Consider the following 17460-nt stretch of genomic DNA (forward strand, 5'->3'; position numbering starts at 1 on the left):
CCGGACGCTACGGACGGCGGACGGGAAGGTGCGGCCTCATGGACAGTGGCTGGAAGCCGAGACGACGACCACGAGCCGGCCTCGTGCTGCTCAGGGCGGTGTTGGCGGTGATCGCCGCCGCGGTGGTCGCCGTCGCCTCGGCCCTGGTGGCTCCCGCACGTCCCGCGGCGGCCGCCTCTCCGTTCGCACCGATGTGCATCCCGTACGGGAAGCCTTACCTGGCCAACACCTGGACGAGCCACTCGCCGCGGGGCCCGAAGTTCACCCTCGTCGGGAAACCCGATCAGCCCGAGACCACGGAGACGTTCGAGTTTTCGGGCACGATCGAAGCCGAGGTGTCGCTGTCGGCGGCCTTCGGCATCGAGGCGGACGCGATCATCGCCACGGCGAGCGCCGAGTTCGGCGTTCAGGCCAGTGTCCGGGCCTCGGTCACGGTCTCGGTGTCCAAGACGATCACGGTGCCGCGCAATAAGACCTACAACCTCCAGTACGGATTCTGGGTCGGCTACCTGAAGTACCGCCAGAACTGGCTGCCGGCTGGCTGCAACGAGTCGCTGGAGTTCCTGCCTGGCTGGCAGAGCGAGAAGACCGTCAGGGTCGTGCTTGGACACGGGTGGAACCTGGAGGGTTGGCCGGGCGCGCAGGGCCGGCCGGCTCCGCCGAACCCCGGTGCGGTCGATCCGCCCTCCCCGGGGCCGCAGCCGGTCACCTCGGTGTACGGGTTGGCCGACGGCACGGTGCTGCACACGACCGACACGCGCCGCGTCTACAAGATGGTGGGTGGCGCGCCGGTCTGGCAGGCGACGTGTGACGGCGGCATCTGCCAGCCCGCCTCCCGCCCGACGACGCAGGCGGTGATCGACGCCGGGCCGGACGTTCCGCGCAACGGTTCGTCCGCCCTCGACCAGCGCGGCCGGGTCTACATCTTCGTCGGCGGCGCACCGCTGTGGCAGTCGCACTGCGCGGCGCCGGTCAACTGCGGAACGCCGGTGCGGATCTCGGACTGGTCGATCGACGCCCATGACCACATGAACGCCGAGCCCGTCGACCGCCAGCTGATCCAGGGCTGGACGGGCGGCAGCGCGACACCCGTGGCGCAGACCGTCGGCGGGGCGAGGGTCAACTTCGGCAGCGAGCAGGAAGTGCTCGATACCGGGTTCGGCGCGAGCTGGCGCAACCAGGTCGTGATCCTGTCCACCGGAAGCTTCAACACCCTCGGCGAGGTCCCGCGCGACGGCACCCTGCTGCAAGGGGCGGGCGGCACGTCCACGCCCGTGGCGATGTTCGCCGGTGGCGCCCGGATCAACTTCGCGAGCCCGCAAGAGGTGGTCGAGACCGGGTACGGCAACGACTGGGCGAGCAAGGTCAGGGCCATTCCGAAGCGTGCCTTCGACGCGATGCGGGCTGACGTGCCACCGGATGGCACGCTGATCCAGGGCATCGCCAACGGCGTACCAACCCCGGTCGCGCAGCTGGTGGGCGGCAGCCGCATCAACTACGCCTCGCCCGAGGAGGTCATCGCCACCGGGTACGGGACGGAGTGGCGGCGCCACGTCCGGACGATCCCGACCCGTGCGTTCAACCTGATCACCGACCGTCCGCCGTCGGACGGCACCCTGATCCAGGGCGCGGGCGGCGCGCCGACGCCGGTCGCGCAGATGCTCGGCGGGGGCCGCATGAACTTCGCCAACGAGCAGGAGGTGATCGCCGCCGGAAACGGCTCCGACTGGCGGCAGAAGGTGCGCGCGATCCCGGTCCGCGCGTACAACGCGATCTACGAGGGCATCGGCCATGGCACGCGTATCAAGAAGGCGGGCGCGGCGGACGAGGCGGCGATGGTCGGTGGCGCCAAGCTTCCGTTCACCAACCTGGCGCAGCTCCAGGCCAGCAGTTACGCCCCGCTGCCCTCGTGGCTCGTCCCCGCCCGGATTTGGGACGCGCTGCCGACCAAGGTGCCCGACGGCATCACGATGAAGGCCGCGGAGACCGGCACGCTGTACCGCGTGCGGGACGGTGAGACCGACCTCGTCGGGCAGTGCCCGAACGAGGACGGGTGCGACGCCGTAGCCGTCCTGCCGCAAAGCATGATCGACCCGATCGCGCACGGCGTGTCCAACCGCGGTCCCGCGTACGGTGCGCTGGCCCGGTACTACGACGGCAAGGTGCACTACACAACCACCGGCGTCGTGCCGGCCGGGCAGCGCATCGAGTACGTCTTCGGGCTGCTGGCCCAGAGCGCCGAGTCGGGAACGGTGCGCCTGTCCGCATGCAGTGTGGGCACCGACTACTTCACGTCGACCAGGGACGACTGCGAAGGGCAGACCGTGCTGGACCGGCTGGGATGGATCTATACGTCGCCACCGGCCGACAAGCCGTCCCGCCCCGTATACCGGTGCCAGGTCACGGCGACCAACCTGCATTTCGACTCGCTCAGCGAGACCTGCGAGGGCCAGCGGACCGAGTTCCGACTCGGCTACGTGATCGCCTACGGGCAGCTGACCCGCTACATCAAGGGAGGGGAGCTGCGGACCGCCTTGGTCGGTGTCCCCGCCGGGTACCAGGCACAGGAGACGCTTGGCATGCTGCCGCAGGTGGAACAGCCCGGCACGGTCCCGCTGTACGCCTGCGAAATCACCGGCGAGGGGTTCACCTCCACCTCGGCGACCTGTGAGGGCCAACGGAAGCTGGCGCAGCTCGGCTACATCTACACCGCGCCGCCTCAGGGGCTGCCTTCGGCCGCGATGTACCGGTGCCTGGCCAGGGCCGGCACCGAGCACTTCGACACCCTCGACTCCACCTGCGGCGAGTACGAGACGGAGCAGCTCATCGGCTACGTGGTGGCCGTCCGGACCCTCAACCGCGCCATGCGCGGCTCGGACCACCGCACCGCCACCGGCACCGTGCCGGCTGGCTACCGCCACGAGTGGACGTGGGGTTACCTGGACGCCACCCCCAGGACCGGCACCCGGGCCCTCTACTCCTGCCAGGCCGGCAGCGACGCGTTCACCTCGACCGACGCTGCCTGCGAGGGGTACCAGAAGGTGCAACTACTGGGCTGGATCTCGGAGCAACGACCGTCGGGGGTGCCCTCCGTGCCGTTCTACCGATGCATCGTCAACGACACCACCCGCGACCACTTCGACTCGATCAGCGACACCTGCGAAGGGCACACGAAGGAGTTCCTGCTCGGCTACGTGAGGACGCTGCCGTGACCCGTACCCGCATCCTGACCGCGACCCTGCTCGCGATGTTGACCGCGCTCGCACCGGCGACGGTGACCCGGGCCGACGACGCGCTGCCGTACCCCGAACGCGACGACTACCGCATCAAGGCGCTCCAGCCGGACTTCTGGCCCGACCACGCGGAGATCGCCGGCAACAACACCGGCGGCGTGGCGATGAACCTGGTCTGGGCCCACTGGCAGCCGACCCGGAAGCAGGCACCCTGCGCCGCGGACGAGGAAACCTACGACGGTTTCTGCTTCCAGGTCCCGACGCAGGTCGACGCCGACATCGCCGACTGGACGTCGCGCGGCCTGGTGGTCACCGCCGTCGCGTACGGCGTACCCGCCTGGGCCCGGGCCGGCAAGGAGTGCTCCGCGGCGCCCGGGTTCGACATCTTCTGCACACCGAACGACGCCGGCGACTACGGCAGGTTCGTCGGGATGCTCGCCCGCCGGTACGACGGGCGGCACGGGCACGGCCGGATCGCCGACGTGGTCGTCTTCAACGAGGTCAACAGCAACATCTGGTTCGACATCGGCTGCGGCCAGGGCACGCCCTGCGACGTGTCCGCCTGGCTGGAGGAGATCTCCGACAACTACAACGCCGCCTACGATCGGGTGACCGCCGAGCAACCCACCGCCAAGGTACTGATCTCACTGGACCACCAGTTCGGCGCGGCACTGCAGCGGCCCAACGCCTCCGACGCGACGCTCGCCGGCGAGACGGTGCTGGCATCGCTGGCAGCCAAGGCGGGCGACCGGGCGTGGCGGGTCGCGTTCCACCCGTACCCGAAGGACCTCCGCGACCCGACCTCGGGCCCGGACGACTATCCCTACGTCACCTACGGCAACCTCGGGATCCTGTCCGGCTGGCTGCACGCCAACCACCCGGACAAGCCGCACGCCTGGGATGTGCAGCTGACCGAGAGCGGCCTCAACTCGGCGCGTCCGTCGAATCCGACGCGCCAGTCCCAGGCCGTCTGCGACTCGTTCCGCAACGTGCTGGGCACCCCGGGGATCAGCAACTACGTCTACCACCGCATGACCGACCACCCCGACGAGGTGGCTGGCGGGCTGGCCCTGGGTCTTCGGAACCCGGACGGCACCGCCAAGCCCGCCTGGGCGACGTGGGCACTGGCCAACCGCGCCGACCTGAGCCCGGCCCAGCTGTCCTGCGGCTTCGAGAACCTTCCGTACACCCGTCTCGTCCGCGGCTACCACCCATCCCGCGGGCACTGGGCGTCCTCGCGCCTGCTGCCCGCGGGGTTCACCGCCGAAGGCTCCTGGCGCTTGTGGCGCCGGCAGGTCGCCGGCACCGTGCCGCTGTACGAGTGCAAGGTGGGCGGTCACAACCTGCTGACCCGGGACCCGCGCTGCGAAGGGCAGTTCCCCCTCGGTCCGGTGGGTCACGTACACACCCAGCCGGTTCCGAACAGCCGGCCGCTGCACCGCTGCCTGGTGCCCGGCAACGGCGACCACTTCATCTCCACCGACCCCCGCTGCGAGGGTCAGCGTTACGAGGGAACGCTCGGCTGGGCGCCCGCTTGACCGGACGCGGCTCACCCGGAGGCGTGTGGGTGAACGTCGCGCGGTAGTCGCGTGGCCGGTGGCCGGCCAGGCGGGTGAAGATGGCGCTGAACGTTCCGGGGTCGCGGTAGCCGACATCGGCGGCGATGCTGGCGACCGTCCGCTCGGTGGTCTCGAGCAGGTGTTTCGCCCTGCGCACCCGTTCCGCCTGCAGGTATCCGAGCGGGGTCTGGCCGGTCTCGGCGCGAAAGCGCCGCAGGAGGGTCCGGGTGCCGACGTGGAACGTCGCGGCGAGCAGTTCGAGGTCGTAGCGCTCGCGCATGTTCTGGTCCAGCCAGCGTTTGACGCCTTGCGAGAACTGGCTGCCGGTGGCCGGCAACAGGTCCGGGTCGACGTACGGAGCCTGGCTGGACCGCGCATCGTCGACGAGCGCGACACGGGCGGTGGCGCGGGCGACGCGGCTGCCGTTGTGCTCGCGGATGAGGTCGAGGGCGAAGTCGTACATCGCGCTGAACGCGCCTGTCGTGGTCACGCCGCTGTCGGTGACCACGAGTTTCTCCGGCCGGACGTCGGTGCCGGGGCAACGGTCAGCCAGCCGGTCGGCGAACAGCCACGAGGTCGTCGACTCTCGCCCGCTGAGCAGGCCGGCATCCGCCAGTAGGAACGCGCCGACACAGATCGAAACCAGCGCGACTCCCGACTGCGAGCTTGATCTGATGGTTTCGATCTCCGGCCGGAGCGACGTGAGTGTCGCGTCCAGGTCGAGTCCGGGGTGCAGCTCGAACCCGGGCACGACGAGGATATCGACCTGCCGCACCGGCACGACCGTGATCGCCGCGCCACCGGAGGCGACCACGCGCCGCCGCGGCGACAGGATCGACACCTCATACAGCGGATCCGTGGTCGCGGCGATGTGCGAGGCCACGGTGAGCAGGTCGGGAACTCCGAAGACCTCTGACGCGAAGCATCCCGGGTAGGCGAGCACACCGACACGGAGTGGGGCCACCATGGTGGCGAGATTACCCAGACATGTGGCGATCTCGCCACTGGCCGGGCCGGACACTCCGGGCCGACGATGCCGCTATGGCGATTAGCGAACCGCAGGCGGGCGACGCTCTCGCGGACTTCTCGAAGCGGCTCGTCGATATCGGGGGTGTCAGCAAGACCGTCTACGTCGGCGGGTCCGGGCCGGCTGTCGTGCTGATGCCGGAGATGCCCGGCATCAGCCCGGACGTCGTCCGCTTGGCGCGCTGGATCCGAGACGCGGGATTCACGGTCTACCTTCCGTCGCTGTTCGGTGTCGACGGCGCCGTCCCCACCACAGCCGACGCGGAGAAGGTGGTGCGCCGTGCTTGCGTCAGCGCCGAGTTCCGCGCGTTCGCCGGTGGCGGCACGAGCCCGGTCACGGCCTGGCTTCGAGGCTTGGCCAGGACGGCGCTGACCGAGTGCGGCGGCCCTGGCGTGGGAGCGATCGGGCTGTGCTTCACCGGGAACTTCGCGCTCACCATGACACTCGAACCGGCCGTCATCGCGCCGGTGGTCAACCATCCCTCTCTGCCACTGGACGACCCCGCCGGATTGGAGATCAGCGACGAGGACGCCGCGATGGTCCGCGAGCGCGTCGAGCGTGACGGACTGAAGGTACTGGCCTACCGCTTCGACAACGACCGCTGGTGTACCGGCCAACGGTTCGCCGCCTACCAGGCGCTCCTGGGCGACGCGTTCGACGGACGCGTCATCGCGGGGGAGACGGCCAACCCGGAGCCACCCCCATTCTTCCGCGATGTCGTCGGCTCCCCCCACAGCGTCGTCACGGCCCACCTCGTCAACCAGCAGGGACACCCCACACTGCGCGCCAGGGACGAAATCCTGGCCTTCCTCGCCGAACGGCTACCTGCCGCCGGCGGTGGTGGAGTGTGAACTCCCGGAGGTGGCGGTCGGCGTCACGTCGATGCCCGCGATCCTCAAGCTCGGCCGGGACATCTACCCGACCCTCGACGGCGACCACCGGCTCGACCTGGCCGCCTCGCACACCGTCGCGGGCGGCCGAGGTGCTCGCGAGCCTCGAAGAAATCACCGGCGTGCGGACGGCGTAACGATGGGGAAGGCGTTGCCGCTCATTTGCCCGGCCCCTGGCCCCAGTAGACCGCGAACAGGAACAGGCCGAGGACGAACGTCATCGTCAATCCGACAGCCCATCCGATCAGCAGGCCGATGCCCAAGCCCCGCTTGCGCCCGGCCATCCACACGATGCTGACCGGGAGGCACACGAGGCCCAGAATCGCCTCCGCGACCGGCCCGGCCAGCATCAGGCGGAACGGGCCGTCGCCCACTGCGCCGACGAACCCGGCGACACCGATGATGCCAGCGACGACGTGCCCAAGGATGGCCGCGCCGATGCCAAGCGCCACCATGCCCGGCCGGGTCATCCGCTCATCCGGCAGCGGCTCCGGCACAGTCCACTGTGGCGAGAACTGCGACGTCATGCGCCCGCCCGAGCGGGGCGGCCCCCGACTGGGTACATGGCCTGGAGCGTAACGTTCGTAACCCGCTCCCGGCCCGCTTGCGGACGGCATGGTGCCCCGGTCAGGCGATGCGCCGGATGCGGCGGATGGCGAGGTAGAGCAGCAGGGCCGCCGCGGCGACGAAGATGCCGGCCTCGATGGCCTGGAAGAGCCAGAACCGGTCGCCGGGCTGGTAGAGCTGCCAGTTGTACGACCCGGGCGTGATGCCGAGGTCCGAGCCGCAGGCCGCGCCCGGGCCGGTCGCGTCCGGGGCGCAGGCGATCTGGGCGTTGGAGGTGAGCATCTTGCCCGTGGGGTCCCGGATTCCGTACGAGAGAATCCAGTCCTGTGCCGCCGGGTTGGTCTGCACGGTGGCGTCCTTGACCGGGTACGTGAGGACACGCGCCGGCAGGTAGTGCGGCCGGGCCAGCGTGGCGAGGGCGATCCGCAGGCCGACGAAGCCGGTGAGCGTTGCCGTCATCGCCGGCAGCACCTTGGGCCAGACCGTGCCGGCGAAGAACCCGAGCGCCACCGCGAACAGGGTGTAGCCGATCGGCGCGAGGCCTTGCATGTCGAAGAAGAAGACGTTGAACCGGCCGTGCTGCCCGGCCTCACTGATCGGGGTCAGCCACCACGACGTGCCCAGGCCGTAGGCGACCGAGGCGACGAGCGCGCCGGCGCCCAGCAGTCCGAACTTGACCAGCGCCCAACGGCGTCGGCCGACGCCCTGGGTCCAGACCATCCGGTGGGTGCCGGCCTCGACCTCGCGGGCGACCAGCGGGGCGCCCCAGAAGAGCCCGACCAGCAGCGGCAGGACCAGGAACAGGATGCCGACCATGCTCATCGTGCCGTACTGGTTGTTGAACGCGACCGATGCCCGGCCGCAGGTGTCCGCGTTCGCGGCGATGACCGAATCCGTGCCCAGCTTGCGCACGCAATCGGCCAGCCCCAGATCGGTGAAGGTGTGCCGCATCGCCAGGCCGGTGGGAATCATGAACGCGGCCAGCAGCGCCAGCCCGATCGCGGTGACCAGCGCCTGCTTGCGGTGCTGCCGCCAGGTCAACCAGATCACGCCGACGCCCCCTTCGCGAGGTGGCGCAGGACAAGGTCCTCCACGGTCACGTGCCGGTGCTCGCCGATCAGGGTGTCGACGCTGCCGCTGAGACGTACCTCGGAGGCGTCCAGCACGATCAGGTAGTCGCAGGTCCGTTCGAGGTCGGCGAGGATGTGCGAGGACAGCAGCACCGTGGTGCCGGTCTCGGCGACGATGCCCATCAGCGCGTCGAGGAACTCGCGGCGGGCCAGCGGGTCGATGCTCGCGACCGGCTCGTCGAGCAGCAGCAGCCGGGGGCGCTTCGCCATCGCCAGGGCGAGCGCGACCTGTGCGCGCTGGCCGCCCGACAGCCGGCCGACCGGCTTGTCCCGTGGGATGGCGATCTGCTCGAGTCTGCGGTGGGCCAGCGCCAGGTCGAAGCGCCGGTTCAGCCGGGAACCCATCGTGAACAGTTCGTCGGCCGTGAAGTCCCGGTACAGCGGCGTGTCCTGGGCCACGAACCCGACCTGTGACAGCACAGAGGTGTTGTCGTAGGGCGCCTGCCCGAGTACCCGAATCACGCCGGCGTCGGGGCGCAACAGGCCGACGGCCAGGTGCAGCAGCGTGCTCTTGCCCGCGCCGTTCGGGCCGACGAGCGCGGCCACCCTCCCCGCGGGCAGCCGCAGCGAGCAGTCCCGCAGCGCCCACGTCCGCCCGTACCGTTTCCCTAGTTGCTCGGTCTCGAGCACGATCTCCATCGCGGGTCCTCTCGTCCTTGTCCAAGTGGTTGCGGGTATCGGTTCTACGCAGACCCCGGTGTCAGCACGGTGTCGGCGAGTGACACCGTGTCGACACCTACGGCCTGGCATGGTGGGGGCTATGCGCGTACTGGTCGTCGAGGATTTCGAGGTGCTGGCCCGTACGGTTGGCACCGGACTGCGGCGCGAGGGCATGGCCGTCGACGTGGTGCTCGACGGCGACGCGGCGCTCGAAAGCATCGCGGTGACCAGCTACGACGTGGTGGTACTCGACCGGGATCTGCCCGGCGCGCCGGGCGACGAGGTGTGCCGGCGGATCGTGGACGAGCACCCGGCGACCCGGGTGCTGATGCTGACCGCGGCCAGCACCGTGCAGCAGCGGGTCGACGGCCTGGGGCTGGGCGCCGACGACTACCTGCCCAAGCCGTTCGACTTCGCTGAGTTGGTGGCCCGCATCCGGGCGCTGGGCCGCCGCCCGGGCGCCGCCCTGCCCCCGATCCTGACCGACGGTGAGTTGACCCTCGACCCGAGCCGCCGGGTGGCGACCCGGGCCGGGCGGCGACTCGATCTGAGCCCGAAGGAGTTCGCGGTGCTGGAGTGCCTGCTCGCCGCGCATGGCCGACTGGTGTCCGCGGAGGAGTTACTGGAACGGGTCTGGGACGAGGCCGCCGACCCGTTCACCACCGCGGTGAAGACGACCATCCGCCGGCTGCGGGCCAAGCTGGGCGAGCCGCCGGTCATCCACACCGTGCGCGAGGGCGGCTACCGGATCGGTACCCCGTGATCGGGCGCCGGTGGATTCCCCGCCGCAGCCTGCACCTGCAGCTCACCCTGCTGTACGCCGTACCGTTCCTGATCACCGGCGTCGTGCTGCTCGCGATCCCGTTGCTGGGCACCGAGGAGACCGCTCCCGCCGATCCGGCCGCAGGCCCCGGATCAGGCGGCCAGCGCCACCTCGACGGGCAGCTCACCACCTCGGCGGTGAGCATCGTGGCCCTGGTGGTCGTCTCGGTGGCCCTCGGCTGGTTCGTGGCCGGCCGGTTCCTGCACCCGCTGCGTACCATCACCGCCACGGCCCGCGACATCTCCGCCACCAACCTGCACCGGCGCCTGGGCCGCACCGGGCTGCACGACGAGTTCACCGAGCTCGCCGAAACCCTGGACGACCTGTTCGAGCGGCTGGAGAGTTCGTTCGACGCCCAACGCTACTTCGTCGCGAACGCCTCACACGAGTTGCGGACCCCACTGACCGCCGAGCGCACAGTGCTGCAGGTAGCACTGGCCGATCCCGGCGCCACCACCGACACATTGAGGGCCGCCTGCCACGAGGTCCTCGCGCTAGGCGAACAGCAGGAACGGCTCATCGGGGCACTACTCACGCTGGCCGAAGGCCAGCAGCCCCCACACGTACGCGCAGCGGTCGACCTGGCCGACATGGCCACCGAGGCTTACGCCTCCCGATGGCCAGAGGCCGAGCGCCGAGGTCTCACAGTCGAGGCACAGACAGGGCCGGCGCCGGTATCGGGCGATCCCGCCCTGATCGAGCGCCTGGTCACCAACCTGATCGACAACGCGGTCCGGCACAACACCGCCGGTGGGTGGATCCGCATCGTCACCGAGTCGGCCGACGACCGCAGCGTCATCCGCGTGGCCAACTCCGGCCCGGTGATCCCGCCGGCCGAGCTGGAGACCCTGTTTCAGCCATTCCGCCAACTGGGCGGCCGCCGCACCCGCCAGGGCCACGGTCTGGGGCTGGCCATAGTCCGCGCGATCGCCACCTCCCACGGCGCCTCGATCACCGCCCGCCCGCAGCCCGCCGGCGGCCTCGACATCGAGGTCGACTTTCCCGCTGCCAGGCACCAACCGGCGATACCCGAAATTTGAGGAACCCGACGGCCTCCAGATGCCAGCTACTCGATGACGGCATCGTGCGCCGAGTCGCGCCTTCACGATGTGTCGTGTAAATGGTGACATTGAGGTATGACATTGTGTAGCGCAATATGAGTTATTGGTAATGCTCTATTTGGTGCGTGCTTTCGAGTCCCCGTCCGTCTAACATTGGGGTTGCAGTCAGCTACACGCCGTGAGTGCATTTTCCCCCTTTGCGTCTGGAGTAGACATGCCTCAAGTCCGTTCTTCCCGCTTCGCCCGCCTGTTGGCCGCAAGCGTCGCCGGCGTGGCCGCAGTGGCCCTGCTCCCCGCCGCCAGCGCCCAGGCGGGCACGGCCCCGTTCACCGTGTCGGTCAAAGGTGGCTACAACGACACCCAGTCCCTCGGCACCGCCACCGGCAGCGTGACGGGAGTGACGGGGAGCACCGAGGCGAGCTACTCGGTGACGCTTTGTGGGCAGAGCACCTACCCGAGTGCGCGTGTAACCATCCAAGGAGGAACCGCCACAGCCGCCCACACCGTCTACTACCAGAACTGCGAGACCTTCAGCGGCAACCTTGTCTCCAGCTACGGATTCACCAACGTCCAGGTCACCGTGTCCGGATCAACCTTCTACCCGGGCAACCAGTACACCACGTACTACAAGACCAAGACGGTGTACTTCTGATCGACGCATCATGAAACAGGTCGTCCACCTACTTGCTGGTCTTCCCGGCTCCGGCAAATCGACCCACGCACGGGACTGGAGAAGGACGGCATCACACGACTATCGGTCGGTGAAGAGCCAGTAGGCTCCCCTGGTGACAGTGTTCGATCTTGAGGTTGACGCAGGCCGGCTCGACTTTCGCCTCATGGTCAACGGTGCCGTGACACTCTTCTGGCGCACGCCCTTGTTCGCCGAGGCCATCAGATGGATGAGTCAGCACGGCTACCGCATCGTGAGTCTCGACGCGAACCTCTGGACGTCCGACGACGATCTGCATCGTGAGATCGCGGCGGCGCTTGATTTTCCGGACTATTACGGACGTAACCTCAACGCCCTCAACGACTGCATGCGCGACGTCGTGGACTATGCGTATGGCACCACGCGAGACGCCACTGGCCTGCTGATGACGTTCTCCGGCTACGACGCCTTCGCGCGGGAGCGTCCACAAACGGCCCAGATCGTGCTCGACATCATGGCGGATCAAGCGCGCTGCGCCATGCTGACCGGACACCGGATCCTTTGTCTGGTGCAGAGCAACGACCCCAACATCACCTTCGAGCCGGTTGGAGCCGCGCCCGTGTCGTGGAATCACGCGGAGTGGTTCGACGACCAACGCCAACCCGGCTCGGCTCCGCACCGGCTCTTCACCGAGTAACTCCAGCCGAGTAGGTGCGCGGTGATCGCGGGTTCGTGCGGGTACCTTCAGGCTGTGGCAGCGCGTTTTGAGCGGGCGATGTGGCTGATGCGTCGTCGCGACCCGCAGGCGCGGGAGGACGGTTTTCACCTCCTGCTGCCGCACGCCGCCGAGCATGTCGACGAGCTGATCGTCGAGTTTGCGGCGGAGCGCGGTGATCACGGCCTGCGGTGTTGGCTTCTCGAACTCATCGGGCAAGCCCGATCGGAGGCGGCGTTGCCGCTCCTCGCAGAGCAACTGCATGGACAGGACCCGTCGCTGCGCATGTGGGCAGCCCACGGACTGGAGGCCCTCGACACCAAGGCGGCGCGCCACGAGCTGTGGAAAGCGCGGGCCAACGGGTTGAATTTCTAAACCCCGGTACCCGCCGGCAACGCCCGGGGCCGCCGCCGGGGGCAAGACCTGGTGCCGCCTCGATGTGCTGCTCGGCACAAAGCTTCCAAAGCCGTTGACATGTCATCCACCTTCCGAGCTCCGAACGCCTCACCACCGGCCGCATCCTCGCGGTCGACCGGGCGGCCAGCGCGGTGCGCCTGGCTGGCGAGCGCAATGCCGCCCACATCCGGGCCGGCACTGTCGAGGTGCGGCAGCTCGACATCACGGCGGCCGACCTGCCCGACGGTTCGTTCGACACGGTCTTCGCGGCCAACGTCAGCCTTTTCTAGCTAGGCGCCCCTCCCGGCCTGCTCGACCGCATCGGCCGCCTGCTCGCACCCGGCGGCACCCTGCACGTCTTCGCCAAACCCCCGACCCGCACGGCGATAGAGGCGATCGCCGCCCAGGTGGCAGCGTCCCTCCGGGACGCCGGCCTCGCCGCCGTCGCCACCACACTGATCGGCACCTGTGCCGCCGTGGCGGGCGATCTAGAGATCAAGTTCAGGATCGGGGCTTTGAGCTACCGCGATGGCCGTCGCGGTCGATGCCCGTTGCTCCCGCGGCCTCGCCCTTCGCGGCTACACAACCGGTTCGCCGGCCCGGCACCGCCGCCGACCTCGCCAGGGCCACGAAGAATCCAACCCTGGAACAGACGAGCGCGCCCTGCAGCGTCTGCGACGGGCCGATCGACCCGGCCCGGTTCCGGCAAGTGTGGATCTCTCTACGGGTCGCCACCGACGTGCTGCCACTGCTGGTGAATGCCTGCTCCACCGCCTGCGTCGAAGCCCTACCGGAGCCAGCGGACGGATACGTCGCCAACCCTCATCAAGGCGGCCCCGCTGTCCAGCAACCAGAGCCCCGCTGGTAAGCCGCGAGCAGCACGGTTACCGCGGGCTAATGTCGGCGATGGCCATGCCGGTCGTTCCGGTGGTGACTTCGGCGACCACGCGTCCTGCTGGGCTGATGATGCAGGTCGGCCCTAATCCGATTCGGGATGGGTCACGTTCGCCGGTGACGTCGGCTGAGGCCAGCCACATGCCGGTTTCACGGGCTCGTTGTGCCCGGATCTCGTTGTGTCGGGGCTGCCACCAGAACGCCTTCTGCCGGCGCATCATGTTCTGTGCCGGTACCAACAACACCTGTGCCCCGCTCGCGGCGACCGCGGCTGCCGCTTGCGGGAACTGCGTGTCATAGCAAATGTTGATGCCAAACCGTACGCCGTCGTGCAGAAACACCGGATAGGCGTCGCCGGCCGTGAACGGCGCCTCGCCAGCGGTCAGGAATGTCTTGCGGTACTTGCCGGTCACCCGGCCGCCGGTGACGACGAGCGCGGTGTTGTAGTACCGGCCGTGCGATCGTTCGATCATGCCAAGCACGAGCGTGGGGCGGATCGCCGCCAGCCGCGCCAACACGGCGGCGAACGCCTTCGAGTGCACGTCGAACGCCTGGTTGCGCACATGGTTTTCGGTGACCAGATAGCCCTGTAGAAAGCACTCCGAAAACAGCAGCAGGTCAACGGCTGCCGCCTCAGCCCTCGCCGCGAAGTCTTGGACGACGGCCACCGCCGTATCCACGTCGCCGAGGATCTCCCGCGTCTGGCAGGCCCCGATCCGCACGCCGCCACCCTAACGCTGCCGCGCGGCGCCCAGGTACGAACTCGCTGGCTACCGGGCGGCGGTCGCCGACAGCGACGCCCACATCGTCGCAGCCGACGGTGCCACCGGCCGGTAGGAGATCGCGACTCACACCGTAAACCACCAACGCGAGGCCCCTGTGGAGCTTGATAGCACCTCCGACACGGTCGGCTCGTACGTCGTGGAGGGTGTGCATCCGGCAACTGCCGGACCGGTAGCCGTGTGCCGGGTCATGGCAGTTGGACCACCGTCTTGAACGCCTGGCCTTCGCCGATCCGCCAGCTGGCGACCACGTCGCGAGGTCCACCGAAGTGCGGGTCGTCGGCGCCGCGGTAGAAGGCACCGTGGCTGCGGGCGCTGTCGTCGGTGCGGCAGATGTGCCGGAGTGCGTGCCGCAGTCCAGGATGCGCCACGGCGGCCAGCTTCTCGTCCCAGGATGGGTCGATGCCCCAGTCCGGCTCGCATGGCGGGAGGTGGTCAGGGCCACGGTGGGTGCCGGTGACGAACCGCATGGCGTCGAACAACGACCCGTCGGTGTGTGCCCGGAACTGGATGTCTGGCGACGCTCGATAGACCTCTTGCGGGGTCAGGCCGCGCTCGATGAGGATCCTGCCGAGATCCTTGCCATGGATAGGGGAGTCGAGCTCGGGCACCCCATGTTGTGCGCCGCCTTCCACCACGCACGCCTCGAAGACGGACTCGCCGAGGTCGACACTCCAATATGGTGTGTCCAGATCCCAGCCTTCCAGCAGCTTTCCCAGCTCCGGAATCGTCTCGAAGGGCGCCTGGACGATCTCACCGCGGGCCAGTGGAGCAGGATCGAAACCGTTCTTGAAGAGCTCGACGGCCAAGTCGTCGCAGTCGTAGTACGCGGCGTATGTGGCCTGTGGAAACTGCTCCAGCGGGCGACCCAGAAGGATCGCGAAGCCCTGGCTGAGCGTCTCATTCCATTCGTCGTGCTGTGCTGAACCGATCATCGTCACCAATCCGTGAAGAGTCGCCGCCCCAAGCGCCACCGCCCAAGCGCACCTTAGCGCGACGAAAGCGCGCCCGTACTGCTCCCGCGGAGGGTGAGGCCGCGGGAGCAACGGTCTGACGCACGACGGGCATCGCGGTAGCTCAAATCTCTGGTTTGGATCGGATGCTGGCGGTGGTCAGGACAGGCCGAGCGTCCGCCGGTAGTGCGGGCGCGGCCCGGCGCTGGCCAGGATCGCGACGCATGCGGGGTCCGCGGCGCAGGCCCGCGCGGGGTTCTCCGGGTCGAGCAGCGTGTTGCGCCCGAACTGGAGGTCGTGCGGGTCGCCGCAGCCCTCCTCGGGGTTGTCGGGGTTGGCGGGCACCCACGCGCCCGGGTATTCGCGCCGCGGCACCCAGTCTGGCACCGCGTCGTCCCAGTGGTTGTCGCGGTAGCGGACGTTGCGCACCGGGCGGTCGCCCCACTCCTCGCTGCAGCCGCCGATCGCGGCGACGTAGTCGTAGACGGCGTTGCGGTCGACGGTCGCCCAGTTGGTGCTGTCGTCGGTGTAGATGCCGACGCCCCACTCGCCGTCATCGCTGTCGGTGACGGCGTTTCCGGCGATGACGAGGCCGTCGGCGTACGAGGTGCCCTGCTCGCCGCGCACGTAGATGCCGCCGCCGTCGTCGAGCAGCTTGTTGGTGTGGAAGACCCGGTTACCCACGATCCGGTTGCTGTGCATGATGCCGCGCAGGTCGTCGCTCGGTCCGGAGAGGATCCCGCTGTACGGCACGTCGTCGACCTGGTTGTGCGCGATGGTGGTGTGCTGGGTCGCGGTGTCCCAGATGCCTGACGCGGCGCGGTACTCGACGCCGATGTGGTGGATCCAGTTGTCGCTGATCAGGTTGCCCCGGTTGGTGCCCGTCTCGTCTGGCGGCACCACGCCCATCAGGATCCCGCCGTCGGAGATGTCGGTGAAGACGTTGCCGCTGACCACGTTGTGCGAGCTGCTTTTCGACAGCTCCAAGCCCTGGCCGCCGAGATGGGTGAAACGGTTGCCCTCCAGCGTCACCCGCTCGGCGTTGTGGAAGGTGACCGCGCCCGGCACCGTGTGCAGCCCGTCCTCTCGCAGGTACATGCTCCACGCCGCGGGGAAGCCCGCCGGTTCGCTGGACCCGAGCCAGGTGGCGTACGCGAAGGTCAGCCCGCGGAAGCCGAGGTCGCGTACGCCGGTGCCGGTGACCAGCGACTCCAGGACCGGCGCGACGACGGTGGCGCGGCGCATGTCCTCGCCCGGCCGCGGGCGGTAGAGCAGCTCGTGCCGGCTCCGGTCGAGGTACCAGTCGCCGGGGCGGGTCAGGAAGCTCGGCGAGTTCTCCGCCTGGTACACGGACGCGAGCGCCTCGGCCCCGTAGAGGCTTCGTGCCAGGTCCCAACACGGCTGGTCCATCGTGATCGTGTTCCCCGAGACGCCGGCGACGCCGCAGCGTCCTTCGACGTAGCTGTAGCGGTATACGAACTCGATGGAGCCTGGGGCACGCCAGGTCCGCGGGATGGTGCTCGTCGTCGTGTACCCGGTGTCGGTGAGCGTGAGCGTGCCGGGGATCGCGGCGGTGGTCCGGTTGGCCCGCCGGCCGTCGACGTAGAGCTGCCGGGTCTCCAGGTCGCCGGCGTCGGCGCGCCAGATCCCGTCCCGTCCCGGGCGCCAGCCGGAGACCGTCCGGCCGCCGCTGATGGTCACCGGCTCCTGGCGGGCCGTCCCGTACCCGTACGCCTGGTAGACCGCGCCGGAGTCGCCGGCGTCCCCGGACATGCGCAGCGGGCTAGCAAGCGTGTACGTGCCGCCGCGCAGGTTGACCACGACGCTAGCGCCGGCCAGGTCGCGGACCGCGCGCTGGGCGCGTTCCAGCGTCGCGAACGGCCGGTCGAGTGTGCCCGGACCGGTGTCCTCACCGGACGGTGCGATGTAGAGCTGCCGTACCGGCGGTGGGGCCGCCCGCGCCGGCGTCACCGCCATGGGCAACGCGGCCGCCAACACCGACACCGACACCGACACCGCCAACATCCGCGTGACCATGCCAACTCCTCCAGCTCAATGGATGCCTGTGGCACCACCCTCGCGCCGGACGCGGCCATCGCGCGTCGCCGATCGTTGACCAGG

General features: G+C 69.2%; 17 protein-coding genes. 10 read left to right on the plus strand and 7 right to left on the minus strand.

Annotation, left to right across the window (positions count from 1 at the left end):
• The first annotated feature begins 38 nt into the window (after positions 1-38).
• Together QMG73_RS03580 and QMG73_RS03585 are read left to right on the plus strand one after the other, a co-directional pair.
• A complete protein-coding gene (locus QMG73_RS03580; RefSeq protein WP_281892414.1) occupies positions 39-3212 on the plus strand; it encodes a hypothetical protein in 3174 nt (1057 codons plus the stop codon).
• Positions 3209-4771 carry a DUF5722 domain-containing protein gene (locus tag QMG73_RS03585; RefSeq protein ID WP_281892416.1) on the plus strand — a complete coding sequence of 521 codons (1563 nt, stop codon included), beginning with the start codon at positions 3209-3211 and terminating at the stop codon, positions 4769-4771. Before QMG73_RS03580 ends, QMG73_RS03585 begins: the two co-directional genes overlap by 4 nt.
• Here the strand turns inward: QMG73_RS03585 and QMG73_RS03590 are convergent.
• Positions 4704-5759 (minus strand): GlxA family transcriptional regulator, encoded by a 1056-nt coding sequence (locus QMG73_RS03590; RefSeq protein ID WP_281892417.1) that lies wholly within the window; start codon positions 5757-5759, stop codon positions 4704-4706. The two genes, QMG73_RS03585 and QMG73_RS03590, sit on opposite strands and share 68 nt — an antisense overlap.
• A gap of 74 nt (positions 5760-5833) precedes the next feature.
• Between QMG73_RS03590 and QMG73_RS03595 the strand changes: the two genes are divergently transcribed.
• Entirely contained in the window at positions 5834-6670 is an 837-nt protein-coding gene (locus tag QMG73_RS03595) for a dienelactone hydrolase family protein (protein WP_281892418.1), read from the plus strand.
• A gap of 197 nt (positions 6671-6867) precedes the next feature.
• Here the strand turns inward: QMG73_RS03595 and QMG73_RS03600 are convergent, their stop codons facing one another.
• The 3 genes from QMG73_RS03600 to QMG73_RS03610 form a co-directional block, all read right to left on the minus strand.
• The gene (locus QMG73_RS03600; protein WP_281892419.1) at positions 6868-7206 is read right to left on the minus strand and encodes a hypothetical protein; all 339 of its coding nucleotides are present in this window, start codon (positions 7204-7206) and stop codon (positions 6868-6870) included.
• Between the two features lie 130 nt (positions 7207-7336).
• The gene (locus QMG73_RS03605; RefSeq protein ID WP_281892420.1) at positions 7337-8326 is read right to left on the minus strand and encodes a transporter; all 990 of its coding nucleotides are present in this window, start codon (positions 8324-8326) and stop codon (positions 7337-7339) included.
• The gene (locus QMG73_RS03610) at positions 8323-9045 is read right to left on the minus strand and encodes an ABC transporter ATP-binding protein (protein WP_281892421.1); all 723 of its coding nucleotides are present in this window, start codon (positions 9043-9045) and stop codon (positions 8323-8325) included. The genes QMG73_RS03605 and QMG73_RS03610 overlap by 4 nt, the downstream gene beginning before the upstream one ends.
• Before the next feature lie 121 nt (positions 9046-9166).
• On the opposite strand from QMG73_RS03610, the gene QMG73_RS03615 reads away from it, so the two are divergent.
• From QMG73_RS03615 to QMG73_RS03645, 7 genes are all read left to right on the plus strand, one after another.
• Entirely contained in the window at positions 9167-9829 is a 663-nt protein-coding gene (locus QMG73_RS03615; RefSeq protein ID WP_281892422.1) for a response regulator transcription factor, read from the plus strand.
• Positions 9826-10929 carry a sensor histidine kinase gene (locus QMG73_RS03620; RefSeq protein ID WP_281892424.1) on the plus strand — a complete coding sequence of 368 codons (1104 nt, stop codon included), beginning with the start codon at positions 9826-9828 and terminating at the stop codon, positions 10927-10929. The genes QMG73_RS03615 and QMG73_RS03620 overlap by 4 nt, the downstream gene beginning before the upstream one ends.
• Positions 10930-11221: 292 nt before the next feature.
• Positions 11222-11602, plus strand: coding sequence for a hypothetical protein (locus QMG73_RS03625; protein ID WP_281892425.1), 381 nt, complete (start codon positions 11222-11224; stop codon positions 11600-11602).
• Between the two features lie 133 nt (positions 11603-11735).
• Positions 11736-12296: a barstar family protein gene (locus QMG73_RS03630; RefSeq protein ID WP_407676740.1), complete on the plus strand. Its 561-nt coding sequence runs from the start codon at positions 11736-11738 to the stop codon at positions 12294-12296.
• Positions 12297-12350: 54 nt separating this feature from the next.
• Entirely contained in the window at positions 12351-12689 is a 339-nt protein-coding gene (locus QMG73_RS03635; RefSeq protein WP_281892426.1) for a HEAT repeat domain-containing protein, read from the plus strand.
• A 104-nt stretch (positions 12690-12793) separates the two neighbouring features.
• Positions 12794-13000 carry a class I SAM-dependent methyltransferase gene (locus QMG73_RS03640; RefSeq protein ID WP_281892466.1) on the plus strand — a complete coding sequence of 69 codons (207 nt, stop codon included), beginning with the start codon at positions 12794-12796 and terminating at the stop codon, positions 12998-13000.
• Positions 13001-13254: 254 nt separating this feature from the next.
• Positions 13255-13578: a hypothetical protein gene (locus QMG73_RS03645; RefSeq protein ID WP_281892428.1), complete on the plus strand. Its 324-nt coding sequence runs from the start codon at positions 13255-13257 to the stop codon at positions 13576-13578.
• Between the two features lie 16 nt (positions 13579-13594).
• Here QMG73_RS03645 and QMG73_RS03650 read toward each other — a convergent pair whose 3' ends face one another.
• From QMG73_RS03650 to QMG73_RS03660, 3 genes are all read right to left on the minus strand, one after another.
• Positions 13595-14326, minus strand: a complete 732-nt coding sequence (locus QMG73_RS03650) for a carbon-nitrogen hydrolase family protein (protein WP_281892429.1) — start codon at positions 14324-14326, stop codon at positions 13595-13597.
• 248 nt (positions 14327-14574) lie between these two features.
• Positions 14575-15321 (minus strand): hypothetical protein, encoded by a 747-nt coding sequence (locus tag QMG73_RS03655; protein WP_281892430.1) that lies wholly within the window; start codon positions 15319-15321, stop codon positions 14575-14577.
• Positions 15322-15498: 177 nt separating this feature from the next.
• Positions 15499-17376 (minus strand): right-handed parallel beta-helix repeat-containing protein, encoded by a 1878-nt coding sequence (locus QMG73_RS03660; RefSeq protein WP_281892431.1) that lies wholly within the window; start codon positions 17374-17376, stop codon positions 15499-15501.
• Positions 17377-17460: the final 84 nt, after the last annotated feature.

Source organism: Phytohabitans aurantiacus (genome assembly GCF_027923225.1).
GTDB classification, from domain to species: Bacteria; Actinomycetota; Actinomycetes; order Mycobacteriales; family Micromonosporaceae; genus Phytohabitans; species Phytohabitans aurantiacus.

Bases quoted from the DNA above. Each gene is read 5' to 3' on its own strand.
- QMG73_RS03660 (WP_281892431.1), bottom strand. From the start codon at position 17,376: ATGGTCACGCGGATGTTGGCGGTGTCGGTGTCGGTGTCGGTGTTGGCG.
- QMG73_RS03615 (WP_281892422.1), top strand. From the start codon at position 9,167: ATGCGCGTACTGGTCGTCGAGGATTTCGAGGTGCTGGCCCGTACGGTT.
- QMG73_RS03655 (WP_281892430.1), bottom strand. From the start codon at position 15,321: ATGATCGGTTCAGCACAGCACGACGAATGGAATGAGACGCTCAGCCAG.
- QMG73_RS03590 (WP_281892417.1), bottom strand. From the start codon at position 5,759: ATGGTGGCCCCACTCCGTGTCGGTGTGCTCGCCTACCCGGGATGCTTC.
- QMG73_RS03595 (WP_281892418.1), top strand. From the start codon at position 5,834: ATGGCGATTAGCGAACCGCAGGCGGGCGACGCTCTCGCGGACTTCTCG.
- QMG73_RS03610 (WP_281892421.1), bottom strand. From the start codon at position 9,045: ATGGAGATCGTGCTCGAGACCGAGCAACTAGGGAAACGGTACGGGCGG.
- QMG73_RS03580 (WP_281892414.1), top strand. From the start codon at position 39: ATGGACAGTGGCTGGAAGCCGAGACGACGACCACGAGCCGGCCTCGTG.
- QMG73_RS03645 (WP_281892428.1), top strand. From the start codon at position 13,255: ATGCCCGTTGCTCCCGCGGCCTCGCCCTTCGCGGCTACACAACCGGTT.